10 protein-coding genes are annotated in these 17,380 nt (G+C 43.8%); 5 read left to right on the top strand and 5 right to left on the bottom strand.

Features of this window, described 5'->3' with window-relative positions; genetic code table 11:
* Positions 1-95 precede the first annotated feature (95 nt).
* The gene (locus NSQ55_RS22350) at positions 96-1,820 is read right to left on the bottom strand and encodes a sensor histidine kinase (RefSeq protein WP_339169184.1); all 1,725 of its coding nucleotides are present in this window, start codon (positions 1,818-1,820) and stop codon (positions 96-98) included.
* 257 nt (positions 1,821-2,077) lie between these two features.
* Here NSQ55_RS22350 and NSQ55_RS22345 point away from each other — a divergent pair, with 257 nt between their 5' ends.
* The 3 genes from NSQ55_RS22345 (at position 2,078) to NSQ55_RS22335 (ending at position 5,672) form a co-directional block, all read left to right on the top strand.
* Positions 2,078-3,034, top strand: coding sequence for an ABC transporter permease subunit (locus NSQ55_RS22345; protein WP_051491272.1), 957 nt, complete (start codon positions 2,078-2,080; stop codon positions 3,032-3,034).
* 26 nt (positions 3,035-3,060) lie between these two features.
* Complete coding sequence (locus tag NSQ55_RS22340; RefSeq protein ID WP_036683186.1) at positions 3,061-3,951, top strand: carbohydrate ABC transporter permease; 891 nt, start codon at positions 3,061-3,063, stop codon at positions 3,949-3,951.
* Between the two features lie 107 nt (positions 3,952-4,058).
* Complete coding sequence (locus tag NSQ55_RS22335; protein WP_038574721.1) at positions 4,059-5,672, top strand: extracellular solute-binding protein; 1,614 nt, start codon at positions 4,059-4,061, stop codon at positions 5,670-5,672.
* 69 nt (positions 5,673-5,741) lie between these two features.
* Here NSQ55_RS22335 and NSQ55_RS22330 read toward each other — a convergent pair whose 3' ends face one another.
* Positions 5,742-6,593: a helix-turn-helix domain-containing protein gene (locus NSQ55_RS22330; RefSeq protein ID WP_076128941.1), complete on the bottom strand. Its 852-nt coding sequence runs from the start codon at positions 6,591-6,593 to the stop codon at positions 5,742-5,744.
* A 133-nt stretch (positions 6,594-6,726) separates the two neighbouring features.
* On the opposite strand from NSQ55_RS22330, the gene NSQ55_RS22325 reads away from it, so the two are divergent.
* A complete protein-coding gene (locus tag NSQ55_RS22325) occupies positions 6,727-9,192 on the top strand; it encodes a glycoside hydrolase family 2 protein (RefSeq protein WP_339169180.1) in 2,466 nt (821 codons plus the stop codon).
* Between the two features lie 235 nt (positions 9,193-9,427).
* Positions 9,428-11,617: an alpha-galactosidase gene (locus NSQ55_RS22320; protein WP_339169178.1), complete on the top strand. Its 2,190-nt coding sequence runs from the start codon at positions 9,428-9,430 to the stop codon at positions 11,615-11,617.
* A gap of 1,548 nt (positions 11,618-13,165) precedes the next feature.
* Here the strand turns inward: NSQ55_RS22320 and NSQ55_RS22315 are convergent.
* The 3 genes from NSQ55_RS22315 to NSQ55_RS22305 form a co-directional block, all read right to left on the bottom strand.
* The gene (locus NSQ55_RS22315; RefSeq protein ID WP_076130289.1) at positions 13,166-14,044 is read right to left on the bottom strand and encodes an AraC family transcriptional regulator; all 879 of its coding nucleotides are present in this window, start codon (positions 14,042-14,044) and stop codon (positions 13,166-13,168) included.
* A 75-nt stretch (positions 14,045-14,119) separates the two neighbouring features.
* Positions 14,120-15,475 (bottom strand): response regulator, encoded by a 1,356-nt coding sequence (locus NSQ55_RS22310; RefSeq protein WP_339169176.1) that lies wholly within the window; start codon positions 15,473-15,475, stop codon positions 14,120-14,122.
* Positions 15,456-17,186, bottom strand: coding sequence for a histidine kinase (locus NSQ55_RS22305; protein WP_076130287.1), 1,731 nt, complete (start codon positions 17,184-17,186; stop codon positions 15,456-15,458). The genes NSQ55_RS22310 and NSQ55_RS22305 overlap by 20 nt, the downstream gene beginning before the upstream one ends.
* Positions 17,187-17,380 lie beyond the last annotated feature (194 nt).

Raw genomic sequence — 17,380 nt, 5'->3', positions numbered from 1 at the left:
TACCGAGTGATCTAAACGATCCCATCGATCCCATCATATCCAAGGAGAAGCAAGCCAAACGATCCCCGCAATGGAGAATCCCCTCGTCACCGCTCCTACACCTCTTTTTGGGGTAAACGAATCTGCACAGTGGTGCCTATTCCTAGTCTGCTAAATACTTTAACGCCGTAGTGCTCACCAAATTTCAGTTTGATGCGGCGATCAACGTTAGTGATTCCGTACCCTCGTCCAGGCTTATCCTCAAGCAAAGAGCTGAGGGTCTCGCGGCTCATCCCCATGCCATCATCGATTACTGACAAAATAATATCGTTCGCTTCCATGACACCTTTGATATGAATATTTAGCGGACTTTCTTGGCTCCACACGGCATGAAGCACTGCATTCTCCACAAAAGGCTGTAAGGCAAGTTTGACTGTAGAGTAGGGCAGAATCGCTTCATCTACTGTGTAGGTAATGTTCAGTTGTCCTTTAAAGCGGATTAGCTGAATGGCGTTGTAGCTCTGGGTCAGCTTTAATTCCTCGTGGATGGTCAATATACTTTTCCCTTTATTCAGGGAGATTCGATAAAACTTGGCTAGATGAAGCACCAAATCTTGTATACGCGTATCTTGATGTTTTAGGGCAAGCGACGAGATGGAGCCCAGTGTGTTATACAGAAAATGAGGGTTGATCTGCGCTTGCAGCAGGTCAAGCTCGGCTTCCTTGCTCTGCAGCTCCTTCTGATACACCTCGGTAATGAGACTTTTGAGCCGGGTGGTCATTTGCTTGAAGGCAAAATGCAGCTGGCCAATCTCATCATTTCCCAAATGTTCTTCTGTACTATGATTGAAATCCCCCCGTTCAAGGCGGCGGATCATCCGGATTAAAGTACGGATACGCTTGCTGAATAGCGACGCCGTAATGTAAATCAGCAGGAGGGCCACGCCAATAAAGCCCAGTGAGATTTTGATAATCAGATCTGAGAGTGATTTAGCATCCTGAATAATGCTGTCATAAGGGAAGATGGACACGGTTTTCCATCCATTTTTGAGCGTGTTATAGACGGCGAAAGCCTTTACCCCTTTGTAAGTTGTGTCAAATCTGCCCGATGGCGATTCATCGAATTTCTGATCAAGCAATTCCGGCAGGCTCGTATTTAATAAGTGCTTGTCTGCTGCTGAGAGAATAAGTCCTTTGTCATTAATAATAAAAATATCTTTCCCGCCCGCTTCTTCCTCCATTAAAGAATAGATTACCGATTCGGAGATTCTGAAGACTAGAATACCGTAGGGATATTGATTGCGGTTATTGTTCAAAAATCTTGCTAAGGTAAACATGGCCGGACTATCTTCGGTTTGCGGTGAGGACAGATGAATGATATTCCCGTGTGACTGCTGAAGCTGCTTGAACAGCTCGGTCTCTTTAACCTCAGCTGTTACCGGCTTGATATAATAATCATCTTTGGGAAGTGATTCATTGTCCGAATAAATGAAAACGCTATCAAAATCAGGATAGGCAGTCATTATCGTGTCCATGCGGTTGCCTATATATTGATAGACATCCAGATAAGAAGGATCATCCTGGTATTCACTCGTGAGGTAGCTGGCAAGTCTGTTATCCAGGTAGATGGAAGCTGAAATATGTTCATAGCTGTCCAGCTTGTTTTCCAAATTTTTATTAATCTGAGCTGTTGAATTCATCATATTGCTGTAAATCTGATCCGTTAATTTTGATTTTGTTAATTCGTAGGAAAGGTAGGCGAAAAGCATCATCGGAATAATGGTCACTAGCACAAATACGCTGAACAGCTTGGAACGAAAGCTCAAATCAATAAAAGGCATATAAATATATTTCCTATATATATGGCGCATAGAAGAAGTCCCTTCTTTACTGTAAATTCGCTGTTTGCCATGTTCATCATAGCAGACTGAATATCGAAATCCAATGCTCGAATCTGCCGAAACTCCTTTAAAAAGCGCTATCATTCGGAGGATTGAAGTATAGAAAGCCACCTGTTGCGGACTTAAGATGAATAGGAGAGAAGTTGAATCGAGATGTGGCTCGACATGCTGCACTAAATAAAAAGGGAGGGTATTTGATGCATAAAGCAAGCGCTATCAAAACAGTCAGAGGCAATAATCTGTGGTACAGATTAAAAGAGCAGAAATGGTTATTTTTGCTGATGCTGCCTGCCTTAATTGCGACATTGCTATTTTCTTATGGTCCTATGTTTGGGATGTATATGGCGTTTACGAATTATCAGCCGGGCGGAGGAACGTTTTTTCAACAATTTTTCCATGCAGAGTTTGTAGGCTTCAAGTGGTTTGAGTATTTCTTTACTACCGGAGATTTCTACCGTGTAATGCGTAATACGCTCGCTACAAGCTTGCTGACCTTGTTATTCGGATTTCCAGCGCCGATCATCCTCGCACTTGTACTGAATGAAGCTAGGCAGGGATTTTTCAAAAGATTTGTACAGACGGTTTCTTATCTGCCGCATTTTATCTCATGGGTTATCGCTGCAAACATCGTGATTACGCTGCTGGCTTCTGATGGGATGTTTAACAATTTACTGGTGACGTTGGGCATTGTTCAGGAACCGGTTGCTTTTCTACAAAATGGACCGCTATTCTGGTGGATTATCGCTTTGTCCAACATGTGGAAGGAAATGGGCTTCAGCGCCATTATGTATCTTGCTGCAATTTCCGCTATTAATCCAGAGCTATACGAAGCAGCAAGAGTGGATGGAGCCAGTCGCTTCCGGCAAATGTGGCATATTACGTTGCCAGCCTTGCGTCCAACCATTGTTATTTTAGGGATTCTAGCCGTCGGAGGCATTTTGAATGCGGGCTTTGAACAACAATACCTGCTGCAAAACAATACCGTGCTTGAGTATTCAGAGGTTATCGATATTTATGCATATAAATACGGGCTACAAAACAGCATGTTCTCCTACGGGGCGGCCGTTGGGGTATTTAAATCCGTGATTGCCTTTATACTTGTTGTAATTGTGAATCGTATTTCTAGAAAAGTGAACGACCAAGCGTTGTTCTAAACACGAAAAAGAGAGGAGCGCTTGTGATGATTTCGAATAGATACGGGGATCATATTTTTAAATTTATAGTTTATTTCATTCTTATACTTGTGTTGTTAGTTACCTTTCTGCCTTTTTGGAATATTCTCGTTCTTTCATTAAATGCTGCTGAGGATACCGTACGTGGTGGCGTCTATTTATGGCCCAGAGTCCTCACCTTTGATAGCTACAGTCAAATCTTAAAAGATAGCGAGATTTTGAATGGCTTATGGGTTACTGTCAAACGTACCGTAATTGGAGCGCCGCTATCTGTCCTTGTCATTACGATGCTTGCTTATCCGCTAAGCCGCCGGAATTTGATGGGACGTAAAGGATGGAATCTATATTTTGTCTTCACGATGTATTTTGGAGGCGGACTGATTCCTTATTACATGGTGCTTAAAGCGCTGAATATGATTGACACGTTTTCCGTATTTATTTTGCCAGGGCTGATGAATGTCTTCTATATGATTATTGTCCGTACCTTTATGGAGGGGCTGCCTGGTGAGATCGAGGAGTCGGCGAAGGTAGACGGGGCGAATGACCTGACGATTTTCTTCCGGATTGTTCTACCTTTGACCACACCCGTGCTTGCGACTGTAGGACTTTTTCAGGCAATCTCACATTGGAATTCGTGGTTTGACTCCTATGCGTTTACCTATAGTTCTGACTTAAAGACCTTACAAGCCGTACTCGTAAAAATATTAAGCCAATTCCAAACCGGAGGCATGGTATCGCAATCGCAAATGCTAGCTAACTCGGCTAAGCGGAATGCGGTTTCAAGTGATACTATCCGGATGGCAGCGACGATGGTGGCAACATTGCCTATCGTACTGGTATACCCATTCCTGCAAAAGTACTTTGTTAAGGGTATGACTTTGGGAGCGGTTAAGAGTTAATATGATTAAATAAATGGCGGCCCTGAAGGGGGGTGAGCGGACAGACTTGCTTGGTTGCTTGATAGACTTATGAAGTAACTTACTTAATGGGAGGAATTAGGGTGTCTATGATAAAGAAAAACAAATGGTTGAACGTGAGTATTACTGCCGCATTAGCCGTTGGTGTATTAGCGGGTTGTGCTTCAAATGATGGAAAAAACAATACAAACCAAACGGCCGGAGACGATAAAAAACAAGAGCCGATTACATTGACCTGGTTTGATTCAAATACCAAGGGTGAGCCTTTCACTGATGCTATTGCGCAAGAAATCACCAAAAAAACGGGCATTTCGATCTCAATACAGCAGCCAACGGGTAATCCTACGGAAAAGCTGAGCTTGATGCTAGCCAGCGGTGACTATCCAGATGTAGTTGTAATGAGCCGGGGTGATGCTTCTCTCGATAAATACATTACAAGTGGCGCATTTATAGCGCTCGATGAGTTAATTGAGAAAAGTGGACCAGACATTAAAGAAATGTACGGCGACACATTGATCAAAACACGTTATAAAGATGGAAAAAACTATTACCTAGCTAACTGGTATGGCCTGGATAGTGATCCTGTTTTCGGTATGCTGATGAGAAAAAATCTGGTTGCTGACCTGGCTCCAGATAAGGCAGATGGCTCCACCCCACTCACAACGGATGAGTTTGAAGCACTTTTAAAGAATTTTAAAGAGAAAAACAAGACAATTGATGGAAAAGAAACTGTTCCAATGACGATGAACGGTGAAAATATGGGCGCCAACCTGGGTACATTTAAAGGGATGTGGGGTCTGAGAACCTACTACGATAATAATGGAACATTACAATATGATGTTAAGGATCCAAAGTATCGCGAGATGCTGCTTTATGTGAACAGTCTGTATAGAGAAGGTCTAATCGAAAAAGAATTTGCCATCAGCAAAACACAAACCTGGATTCAAAAGCTGGCTACTGGCGCAGTGTTCTCCACACCAGGCGCATACTGGGACCCAGGTAACGCAAATGGTACTCTGAAGAAGGATGGCGGAGATGATAATCAGTTCTTCCCGTACAAGGTTGTAGCACCAGGCACAGAGACCTCCCAAACAACATTCGGACCAAGAAGCTCACTTGGATGGGATGCTATTGCCATTACGAAAAATAACAAACACCCTGAAGAAACTATCAAGCTGTTCAACTACCTAGCGAGTGACGAAGGACAACATTTGCTGCTATGGGGTAAGGAAGGCGAGCAGTACACCATGGTGGATGGAAAGAGACAACCAGACCCTGCATTCCTGCAAAGCTTCAAGGATAACTGGGACGATGCTGTGAAGAAGAGCGGTGTTCGTAAATGGTTGTGGTTTGTTAAAAATGGTCTGGATGCCAATGAACAGCCATACGATATGGCCGTTAAATACCAACGTAGTGAAATTGACGAAATGGCCATTAAGAGCCTTGGAGATTCCGTATGGGATACAGCAGAATTTGATAACTTAGGTCCTGACGGCGGAACGCCTGAAGCGCTGACCGCGCAAAAAGTAAAAGATATTATGGACCAAAGCATTACGAGAGTAATCATCGCTCCTTCTGAAGCCGAAGCCAATTCTACATTCGACAAGATGCTTGCGGATATGAAAAAAGCTGGGGATGAAAAAGTAGAAGAAATCTTCAATCAGAAGTATAGCGAACGTATGGAATTGTGGAACTCAAAATAATATATTTATCTATGTAAAAGCTTCCTCTCTGCATTTCAGCAGAGGGAAGCTTTTTGTTGTATAAAAAAGCTAAACCAGCCGATTAACATGTGCATTCCTGCGGAAATCAAGCGGGGCTTGATGATAGAATTTTTTGAATTGATGATAGAAATGACTGACATTCTCGAAGCCGGATTCCAAAGCGATATCGACCACACGCAGCTCGGTAGTGAGCAGTAGGTTGCGGGCTACATTGAGCTTTAGCTGGTTGATATATTCCGTAGGTGTCTGGTTCAAGTATTGCCGGAAGGCGCGGTTCACATGACCGGCGCTTCTCCCTGACAGCTCGTACAAGGCATGAAGTCCACGGTGCAAATTATCCTTTAAATGCATTTTGGTTATGGCATGCTCTAGCCAGAGCGGGAATTCTGGTTGAGCGACTGTCTCTGCGGAGAAAAAATGCTGGGTGAGTGTATCGACGAGCAGGCCTTTTAGAAAAATCCGGGACTTAACCTTGTCTAGGGTTGATAGGATGCGAATGCGTTCCATAGAACGGATGAAACTAGCCATTTCCAGCTGAGATAACATGGCGATTCGGGGGAGAGGCGTGTTGAGCAATCCGTGCAAAAACTCCTCTTCATTCAGATAAGTTAAAGCATCTTCAATGAGGCTTTTGCGGCAGGGAATGTTCAGGAAACGGCAATCGCTATCACCATCTGCTTCATATCTGTGGGTATCACTGGGCCGAATAAAGACAAGGCAGCCCGTCTGAAGCAGCTGCGCTGTCCCGTTAACAATATGCTGACATCTGCCTTCTGTGAGAATGAAAAATTCATAGAAATCATGCGTATGCTCTGGAGATACCTGACTTAAGGACTCCACCCAGAAAGGGTCTGCTAGTAGTTCAGGATTCATATGGCTTGCCTCGGTGTATTTGAGCATGTTCGTCCTCCAGGGTATTAGTGATGTCAAAATAGCACATGATTCTCGAGAACACAACACAAGAAATATAAAGATATTATTGATAGACTTGATCTATAAGAAGGCAAAATAGCACATTTTGGAGGCGGAGAAAATGCATCTTGTAGATCTAAATGGAAAATGGAAAATGAGACGTCTGCATGAGCCGAGCTGGCTGGAGGCTAGTGTGCCAGGTTCTGTCTATCACGATTTATTGAATGCCGGAGAAATGCCGGATCCGTTCTATCGTGAGCAGGAATATGAGGTTCTGGAATTATCCAATGACGATTACGAATATCAGCGTTGCTTTCAAGTGGAAGCTGAAGTGTTACAGCATGACTGCGTATTTCTGCTGTGTGAGGGGCTGGATACGTTATGCGAGCTTTTTGTGAATGGAACTAACATTCTGAACAGTGATAATATGCACCGGACGTATGAAGTGGACATTAAGTCAGTGTTGAAGCAAGGCGATAACACCATTCACGCGATTTTTCGTTCCCCAGTGGAATTTGCTCTGCGGAAGCAAGCGGAGCTGCCGCTTAGCAGTTGTGCTGATGCAGTGGAGGGAATATCCCATCTGCGCAAAGCACATTCCATGTTCGGCTGGGACTGGGGTCCGAAGCTGCCCGATCTTGGAATCTGGAGAAGTCTCTCCATTCAGGGGTATGACAGTGCCCGTGTTGACGATGTTTATATTACACAATTTCACGAGCCGGATAAGGTTACTCTGGATGTTCGGGTAAGAACAGAGAGCTGGCAGGAGGTTGAACGGGAAATCGTAGTCAGCGTTCACACTCCAGCAGGTGTGGCCGTTGAACGTCGTGTGTTCGAAACTGCCGGAGAAGATCATCATATTACACTGGAAATTATCGAGCCAGAGCTGTGGTGGCCGAATAATCTGGGTGCACAACCCCTGTATAACGTCGAGGTTGTGCTGTTACAGAAGGGACAGGAGCTGGATCGTCGAGAACTGCGGATTGGATTAAGAACGATTTCTGTGAAGCAGGAAGAAGACCAGTGGGGACAATCATTCGCTTTTGAAGTCAACGGCGTGCTTATCTTTTCTACAGGTGCTGATTATATTCTGGAAGATAATCTTCTGCCTCGCGTGACTATGGAGCGCACGGATCGCCTGCTCCAAAGCTGCGTAGCTGCTAACTTTAATACTATTCGCGTATGGGGTGGCGGTTATTATCCTGACGATTATTTTTATGATCTATGCGATGAATATGGGCTTATTGTCTGGCAGGATCATCTGTATGCCTGTGGAATCTATGCTCTGACAGAATCTTTTGAGGACAATATCACACATGAGACGATCGACAACATGAAGCGCCTGCGCCATCACGCATCGTTAGGCTTGTGGTGCGGCAACAACGAACAGGAGATGGCTTGGGTCGATTGGGATTGGGAGAATCATTATTCGCTCCAGCTAAAGGCCGACTATATCAAGCAATATGAAGTGCTTCTGCCGGCTATCGCTAAGGAAGTTGATCCCAATACCTTTTACTGGCGTGCCTCTCCTTCCTCTAAAGGAAGCTTTGATAAGCCGAATGACGAGAACTATGGAGACATGCATTACTGGGGAGTTTGGCATGGCAAGGAGCCTTTTACCGATTACCGGAAGCTCTATCCGCGTTATATGTCTGAGTTTGGCCTGCAATCCTTCCCAAGCTTAAAGACGATTGAATCCTTTACGCTGCCGGAGGATCGCAATATTTTCTCCTATGTCATGGAGTCCCACCAAAAGAACAATACCGGAAATGAGAAAATTCTCTATTATATCGGCGAGACCTACAAATATCCGAAGGATTTTGAATCTATTCTCTATGCGTCCCAGCTTATCCAAGCCGAAGGCATGCGCTGTGGCGTAGAGCATTGGCGTAGACATAGAGGGCGCTGCATGGGCGCATTGTATTGGCAGTTGAACGATTGTTGGCCGGTTGCTTCCTGGTCTAGCATCGATTATTATGGCCGGTGGAAAGCAATGCATTATACAGCTAGACGTTTTTTTGCTCCAGTTCTAGCTTCTGCAAATGACGAAGGAACCGTAGTTTCCCTGCATGTCTCTAATGAGAGCAGAGAGAAGGTGAGCGGTGAATTAAGATGGAGACTGCTTACTCCGACATCAGAGGTTCTAATGGAAGGTGCGAAGTCGGTGAAGATTGAGGCTTTAAGCAATGCCGAGTTCGATCGACTTGATTTTGGTCATGTCTTGGATACAAAAGAGAAGAAACGTGAAGCCTATCTGGAATATGTATTTGAGGTAGAGGGGGAGACGATAAGCGGGGGAACCGTCTTGTTCGTTAAGCCGAAACACTTCAGCTTTGTTGATCCTGAGCTTGAAGCCGTAGTCACAGAGGAAGCAGAACAATTCGTTATTACTGTGAAGTCAAAAGCATATGCCCGTTTCGTTGGACTTGATTTCAAGGAAAGAGATGCGATCTTCAGTGATAACTATTTCGACCTGTCAGCTGGCATTTCAAGAATCGTTACGATTGCCAAAAAAGATCTCGATAAACCAGCTACAGCTGAGGAACTGCGTGCCCAGCTTACTGTACGTTCCGTCTTTGATATTTAAGCAAAAGGTTATTTTCCTACTATATCTTAGGCTACCAATCTCCAAATGACAGTTTGATGATATATATTCTAGTGGTTTAGATCCTGTGTATAGATAGATCAATATTTTACTATAATAGGTATAGATATTAAGATTGTATCCCCTTCCATTTCACTCTAAAATAGACTTCGAAGAAGCATTAACTACAAACAATAAACGTTCTATTGAGCTACCTTAAGGAGAGTGCAAACATATTATGGGTATTTATTATGACGACAACCGCAAGGTGTTTCATTTACAGTCAGAGAAATCCAGCTATATTATTGAAATGATCAAAGGTGTTATTCCAGCGCATGTCTACTGGGGCCCAAAATTGGCAGGGAGAGAATTTCAACACCCGTTGAATTTGGTGGAACGTTGCTCTTTTAGTCCAACTTATTTGCAGGAGGATAAAAATATCTCCCTAGACACCTTGCCAAGCGAATTCCCTTCCTATGGAAACGGGGATTTCCGCGAACCGGCACTGGAGGTTCACCTAGTAGATGGCACGACCGTAACGGATTTCCGTTATAAGAGCTACACCATTAATAAAGGAAAACCTGCACTCAAAAATCTGCCTGCTACTTATGTTGAAAGTGATGAAGAAGCAGAGACCTTGGAAATTATACTGCAAGATGATAAAACAGGATTGATCGCTGCCTTGAGCTATACCGTATTTAACGATCAGGATGTTATAACACGTTCCGTGCGGATTGAGAATCTGGGTAAGGACAATCTGGTTTTGAAAAGAGTATTAAGCGCGAATGTTGACTTCCATGATTCTGACTATGACATGCTGCAATTATCCGGTACTTGGACTAGAGAACGCCATATTCACAAAAGACCCCTCGTTCCTGGCATCCAGCGGATTGACAGCAAACGCGGCTCCAGCAGCCATCAGCAGAATCCTTTTATGGCCTTGCTTGCAAAAGATGCGACAGAGGACCATGGCGAAGTTTATGGATTCAGCCTTGTGTATAGCGGGAGTTTCCTCGCCCAAGCAGAAGTGGATCAATACGGAATTTCCAGAGTAGGGATCGGTATTCAACCTTTCAACTTTCAGTGGTTGCTTGAACCGGGCGAATCCTTTCAGGCACCTGAAGCAGTATTAGTAAGATCCAGTGAAGGGCTTGGCGGTTTATCGAGAACCTATCACCGTCTGTATCGGACCCGGTTATGCAGAGGTGAATTCCGCGATAGCAAGCGTCCTATTCTGATCAACAACTGGGAAGCGACTTATTTTAATTTTAATGCGGATAAAATCAAAGAAATTGCTAAAGCAGGAAAAGAGCTAGGCCTAGAGCTGTTTGTGCTGGATGACGGCTGGTTCGGCAAACGTGATAACGACGACAGCTCCCTGGGAGATTGGGTAGAGGATCGTCGCAAGCTGCCTGAAGGTCTTGGAAAGCTAGGCGAAGATATCACGGCAATGGGCATGGAATTCGGATTATGGTTCGAGCCAGAAATGGTATCGCCTGAAAGTGATCTTTACCGTGAACATCCAGACTGGTGTCTCCATGTACCTGGGCATAAAAGTTCATTAGCCCGCCAGCAGCTAGTGCTGGATTTATCCCGTAAGGATGTATGTGATTATATCGTCGAGTCAGTTAGCTCGGTATTATCATCCGCTCCGATTACTTATGTGAAATGGGATATGAACCGGAATATGACGGAGATTGGATCAGCGCTTCTTCCAGCCGAACGTCAACGTGAAACGGCACACCGTTATATCCTTGGACTTTATGATGTGCTGGAACGTATCGTTTCCCGTTTCCCTCATATTTTGTTCGAAAGCTGCTCCGGCGGGGGCGGACGATTTGACCCGGGAATGCTGTATTATATGCCACAGACCTGGACTAGCGATGATACGGATGCAGTGGAAAGATTGAAGATCCAATACGGAACAAGTATGGTGTATCCTGCGAGTTCAATGGGTGCCCATGTGTCGGCTGTTCCTAACCATCAGGTACATCGTATTACACCTTTGGAGACACGTGGTCATGTCGCGATGTCGGGTAATTTCGGCTACGAGCTGGATTTGACCAAGCTTACTGAAGCTGAGCGCGAGGATATCCGCAAGCAGGTTTCGGAGTACAAGGAACTGAGAATGCTGATTCAGTACGGTGATTTCTATCGACTGCTTAGTCCTTTTGAAGGAAACGAGACGGCATGGATGTTTGTTTCCGCTGATAAAAAAGAAGCCTTCGCCACCTACTTCCAAGTTCTGGCCGGGCCTAATCCACCGTTGCGCAGATTGCGTCTGAAAGGACTCGACCCTGCGAAATCGTATAAGCTTGAGTTTAACGGCGGAGTATACAGAGGGGATGAACTGATGCACTTCGGACTCACGCTTCCACAGCTCGAGGGCGATTTCAGAAGCCTACTTTTCGTGCTTAGAGAAGTTTAATCAAAAAAGGAGGGTGTCCCAAAAGCCATTGGCTGCTGGGCACCTTCCTTTTTTTCTCCTTTTTTGAGTTCTTTTGTGACTAGCTGCGCGCCCGAAGCTGTTATTGGATGGGGTGTTTAGCAAGATGCTTTGCTAGCCAGGTGCTGCCGTACGCGAATTAGTGCACCTTGTAAGTAGCTTGACGCCACTGAAATTGAGTGTTTATAACTCGAAGTCGGCGGGCTCAAATTGGTGCACCATGTAAGTTGCTTCCCCAGCCAACACGGTGCTATCGGACTCAAATGCCGCTAATCGCAGTCTTTTCACACATTTGGAGTTTTATCGGACCGCATAGTCGCTATTGACTCTAAAAGTACCTAATATGCACCTCTTTCGGAGGAATAGCTGCACTGGAGTCCGAAACTGTGCTCAAAAGGCGGAAAATTGGCAAATAGCGTCATCTGAGTCCGAAAGCGGCGGGGGAAGGGGGACTCGGTGCTATCGGACTCAAATGCCGCTAATCGCAGTCTTTTCACACATTTAGAGTTTTATCGGACCGCATAGTCGCTATTGACTCTAAAAGTACCTAATATGCACCTCTTTCGAAGGAATAGCTGCACTGGAGTCCGAAACTGTACTCAAAAGACGAAAAATTGGCAAATAGCGTCATCTGAGTCCGAAAGCGGCGGTAGAGGGGGGTGACTCGGTGCTTTCGTATGCGAATTAAGGTGTTTAGCAGGATGTTTACCTAGGCGGGGGCTGCCGTACGCGAATTTGGGTGTTTAGCAAGTTTCTTCCCTAGCCGTGGGCTAGCGTACGCGAATTGGTACGCCTTGCAAGTTACTTACTCAGCCAACACGGTGCTATAGGACTCAGATGCCGCTAACCGCATTCTTTTCACACATTTGGAGTTTTATCGGACCGCATAGTCGCTATTGGCTCGAAAAGTACCTAATATGCACCTCTTTCGAAGGAATAGCTGCACTGGAGTCCGAAACAGTACTCAAAAGACGAAAAATTGGCAAATAGCGTCATCTGAGTCCGAAAGCGGCGGTAGAGGGGGGTGACTCGGTGCTTTCGTATGCGAATTAAGGTGTTTAGCAGGATGTTTACCTAGGCGGGGGCTGCCGTACGCGAATTTGGGTGTTTAGCAAGTTTCTTCCCTAGCCGTGGGCTAGCGTACGCGAATTGGTACGCCTTGCAAGTTACTTACTCAGCCAACACGGTGCTATAGGACTCAGATGCCGCTAACCGCATTCTTTTCACACATTTGGAGTTTTATCGGACCGCATAGTCGCTATTGGCTCGAAAAGTACCTAATATGCACCTCTTTCGAAGGAATAGCTGCACTGGAGTCCGAAACAGTACTCAAAAGACGAAAAATTGGCAAATAGCTTCATCTGGGTCCGAAAGCGGGGGAGGGTGCTTGTGAGTTGGCACCACCAGATCTGAATGGTTACTACTTGCATCCACCGGCCCCGAATTAGCACCCCACGCCTGCCACGCCTGCCACGCCTGCCACGCCTGCCACTCAGCTCTATCGAAGCCGAATAGATATGCCTAGCAACATCAATTTTCAAAAAACACATGTTTGGACAGGAACTCTAGGTCCTGCTCGCGGTAAGTGGAGGGGCTAACTCCAAAGTAGGAACGAAAAACTTTGCCGAAATAGCTGGCATTGTCAAACCCGGTGTCCACAGCGATCTGGTAGATCGTCTGATCTGTTGTTTTCAGCATAGATGCTGCCAGCTCGATCCGTCTCCTTCTTAAATACTCAAAAGGCGAGAGATTGATGTTTTTTTGAAATAGCCTGCAAAGATGATGTTTAGAAATTCCAACATGTGCGGCGACATCGTCTAAGCTAAGGTTATTATTGTGCAGATCATTTTTCATGAATTGTATAGCGGCATGGAGTTTGTCATTTTTTATATAGGTGGTTAACAAACTTGGTTTCTTGAGGTATTTCTCCATGGACAATATCCACTGAAAGGCTTTCCCCGTTAGAAAATGCAAATCTCTTTCTTCATCAACCTGGATGTCCTTGAACATACTCCACAATAAATCCATCGGAACCGATTCCTGAGGGAGTTCTATAATAGGACCGCCATGTGCGATCAGTTGGTTCCAGAGTGAAATAGCTAGAGGTCCTCGTACATTCAGCCAAATGAATTCCCAGGGCTCTGTACCTTCCTCCGGATAATAATATCTGTGTATACTGGGGACAGTCACTAGGAAAGCTTTGCCCTTCGTTAATGGGTGAACAACCCCGTCTATTTCAATTCTACCCTCTCCAGATAAGGTGTACTGAAAAATAACACAACTTCTCTCCGTCCGGTTCTGGCCGTTGAATGAATATGCCGGAGTTTCGGCTTGTTCCCAGCCAATAGAATCAAACAGAAGCATAGAAGCTTGTTCTTCCGAGCGAATGGTGTAGGAGGAGCGCAACATTAGCAGGTTTCCTTTCCATGGTTCGTTACTTCATTCAAAGTGTAAACTTTTTTGTTGATCTGTTCAATTTTTGTTTCATTTAATCTGCTGTCTTCGATATTGATAAGGCGTAATGCCATACTGATCTTTGAACAGCTTAATGAAATATTGTGGCTTTTTGTAGCCGACTAGATGTGAAATATCGAGCACATGTAAGTTGGAATCGATCAATAACTTGGAGGCCTTTTCCAAGCGTTTAGAAGAAATGTAGCTCGATAAATTTTCACCCGTCTCCTGCTTATAAAATTTGGACAGGTAAACAGGATGTAGGTGAACAATTTTCCCTAAGTCCTCCAGGCTCAAGCAATCACTAATATGATTGGAGATATAGGCTTGAATGGTATGAACAATGTTTTGATTGGAAAATTTAGCGCTTCTATCTAATTGGGTGAGACTCTGCAAGATGGATTGAAGAGCCGTATCTGGTTCTGATAATTGATTGAAAATCCAGTCTGCGACCTCACCTGATTGGATTTTATCGGTTGTGGAATACAGCAAATTAATGAATTCGAGCAGGTAGAGGAGCTTTTGTTTTTTGACAGTGAGCTTGGCAAAGTTTTTTAAAATGTTTTTTCTGGTTTGTTCCCATTCTCCAAGCTCTAATTTAGGGAGAGCACTAGAGGCACTCAGCATAGTAAAGTCACTGGCCCCAATATTTTCATTAAAAAAGAAATGATAAAAAATATGCCGAACAGCATGCTTTTGAGAAAATTCAAACGGCTCGGAAAAAGAAATGGAATCGACGCTGCTTGCCACAGTTTCGGTATTGGATTCTGGAATAATTCCAGTAATGGCTGATGGAGTGATCCAAATAAAGTCCCGTCCACCATTATGATCTTTTAACATCATTTCATCTTTCCCTCTAGGCCCTGAGACGTGAAAAAAGCAAAAGTGCTCATTCCGTAAAGCAGTATCGAGTGTGCTGTGATCATAACGTAGTGGGGAAGGTCCGCTAATAACAGAAAGCAAGTAACCTAGCCCATCTATCTTTTTCTCTGCCACTGGGGTTTTTGGGGGTTTCTCAGCGATACTCTTAATAACTTGACGCATGGCTTTTTCCATATCCTCTTTATCAACCGGCTTGAGTAAATAATCGAGTGCACCCAAACGAATGGCTTGTTGTGCATAATCAAATTGAGAATAACCGGAAAGGAAAATTACCTTGGTATTGAGCTTTTTCTCATGAACATGATGCAGTAAATCAATGCCGGATACCTCGGGCATACGAATATCTGTAATAAGGATATCTATATGATTCTGATTCAATAGCTCCTTGGCTTCAATCGAATTTGTTGTCGTCTCAATATGCTCAATTCCAAATTTGCTCCAATCCAGCAGGTGTTTTAAATATTCAACGATGTAATGTCCGTCATCAACTATCAATAATCGCATATTGTCCTCCTTCATCCAGCGAGAAATCTATGAATGCCAGCACGGATAAACCACCCCAGTCATTGATGAAGAACCGCAGTCCGCTTAATTCACCATACGCATTTTTGAGGCGATGATGAATGTTCCAAAGACCAATTCCTCTTGATCCTTCAGGTGGGGATTCATTCTCAAGTCTGGCCATTAGCTGGTGTATTTCCTCAGCAGTAAGCCCCTTACCGTCATCGGCAACAATAATTAATGCTCCAGTATCAAGTTCTTTTACATCTATAGTAACGCGATGAGCCCCTTGCTGTTCTTCAATCCCATGCTGAATTGCGTTCTCGACCATAGGCTGGATAATCAGTGGCATAATCAGATGCTCTCCCAGTTCAGGAGGCAGGTTGATTTCATAATTTATTTTTTTGGAAAGTGACATGATGGATAAAAAATGATCGGCAAGCTGCAATTCAGAAGCCAACGTAACATTATCTGAATTCATTTTTGTTAAATAACGATAGTACTCTGCTAAATGCTTGCTCATCTGCATTACGGCTTCCGGTGAAGTTTTTGCCACTGCCATAATAAAAAACAGATTATTGTAAAGAAAATGTGGATTGATCTGAGCCTGTAGCTGTTTCACTTCGGCGTTTCTGCGCAGCTCGGTTTCTATTTTTAATGAAGCGAATAAAGCCTGTATTTTGGCGACCATGTGGTTAAAGCTTTTAAATAGACTATAAAATTGATTGTCCGGGTTCTCACTAATTCTGGTGCTGTAATTCCCTTGTTCCACTTGGTAGAATTTCTTGTCGAGCAGATATACATTGCGATAATAGTTTCGATAGAACATAAAAATCACGATAAGACCAATGATCAAGATCATTAAGATGCTGACAAAAAACACCTGTTTATTCCGGTTAAGCGGATTCAAAAAATCACTCATTCGCGTATAGGTAACAAGATACGTATCAATCGGCTCAATATACTTTGATAAAACATAATAATCGTCATCGTTGATATGATAGTCAAACTTTAAAATTTCATGTGCATTGGGTGTTATCGTCTCCTTGGCTTTTTCCTCGATTCGAATATCCACCGCTTTATTGCTAATCATTAAACTCTTGTTCACAAGTAAAAAGGCATTGGAGCTCTCGCCGCCACTCACTGCTTTTTCTAAAAGACTTGTTAAATACTCCTTTTTCAGCTTAACGCCCACGATGTACTGAATATTGGCAGGATTTTTAGGTTCATGAATATAAGGATAGATTGAAAAATAATACAAATTGTTATTAACAATCTGCCAGCCTCGCTGCGTGACTTTCTGAAAGGGCTGTTTGGCAAGCGAATCATGACCCGTAAAAATAAAAGTGCCGTCCGATTTCCAGTAGATACCGATAGATTCAATCGCCTGACTGGAGAGAAGTGGTGCTGATATGCGGTCATAGATATCGTTTTTTTTCATCTGGGCATCGTAATTGTTCATCTCTTGTATTTTGCTTTGATAGAAACGTACGGAGGTGTCGGCTGTATATTGGATGCCATACAAACTTGCCTCAGAGATGATGCCATCCAGAATGCTTTCCGTATAGGCTAGCTGATTTTTGGAGGAGTTAACCAAGCTCTCTTGAATGGTTTTGGAACCTAGGGAGTTCATTACGAAAAACAAACTTAAGGTAAGTAAAAGGAAAAAAACGAAAAAATATATGAATCGTTTCATATTTACTTTTTTAATCATAAGCATTACTCCTGTCGCTAGGACTCGTGTGAATTCATCATAAGCCATATATTCCAAAAGAAAAAGAGAAGAGCTCTCGCAAAATGAAAGCGTTTATAAAGATGTTTAGCGAGTGGTTATGATATTTAATTTGAGACATTTTCGAATGAAAGCGCTTTTGTTAACATTAAACCAGAAAGAAATTAGCAGCCAAG

Source organism: Paenibacillus sp. FSL H7-0943 (genome assembly GCF_037963265.1).
Lineage (GTDB): Bacteria > Bacillota > Bacilli > Paenibacillales > Paenibacillaceae > Paenibacillus_AQ > Paenibacillus_AQ odorifer.
The sequence above is the reverse complement of the archived record's forward strand: the minus strand, read 5'-3'. Positions and strand labels throughout refer to the sequence as shown.

What these genes read in the sequence shown, in the direction of transcription:
- NSQ55_RS22350 (WP_339169184.1), bottom strand. Translation starts at nt 1,820, where the DNA reads ATGCCTTTTATTGATTTGAGCTTTCGTTCCAAGCTGTTCAGCGTATTT.
- NSQ55_RS22345 (WP_051491272.1), top strand. Translation starts at nt 2,078, where the DNA reads ATGCATAAAGCAAGCGCTATCAAAACAGTCAGAGGCAATAATCTGTGG.
- NSQ55_RS22340 (WP_036683186.1), top strand. Translation starts at nt 3,061, where the DNA reads ATGATTTCGAATAGATACGGGGATCATATTTTTAAATTTATAGTTTAT.
- NSQ55_RS22335 (WP_038574721.1), top strand. Translation starts at nt 4,059, where the DNA reads ATGATAAAGAAAAACAAATGGTTGAACGTGAGTATTACTGCCGCATTA.
- NSQ55_RS22330 (WP_076128941.1), bottom strand. Translation starts at nt 6,593, where the DNA reads ATGCTCAAATACACCGAGGCAAGCCATATGAATCCTGAACTACTAGCA.
- NSQ55_RS22325 (WP_339169180.1), top strand. Translation starts at nt 6,727, where the DNA reads ATGCATCTTGTAGATCTAAATGGAAAATGGAAAATGAGACGTCTGCAT.
- NSQ55_RS22320 (WP_339169178.1), top strand. Translation starts at nt 9,428, where the DNA reads ATGGGTATTTATTATGACGACAACCGCAAGGTGTTTCATTTACAGTCA.
- NSQ55_RS22315 (WP_076130289.1), bottom strand. Translation starts at nt 14,044, where the DNA reads ATGTTGCGCTCCTCCTACACCATTCGCTCGGAAGAACAAGCTTCTATG.
- NSQ55_RS22310 (WP_339169176.1), bottom strand. Translation starts at nt 15,475, where the DNA reads ATGCGATTATTGATAGTTGATGACGGACATTACATCGTTGAATATTTA.
- NSQ55_RS22305 (WP_076130287.1), bottom strand. Translation starts at nt 17,186, where the DNA reads ATGATTAAAAAAGTAAATATGAAACGATTCATATATTTTTTCGTTTTT.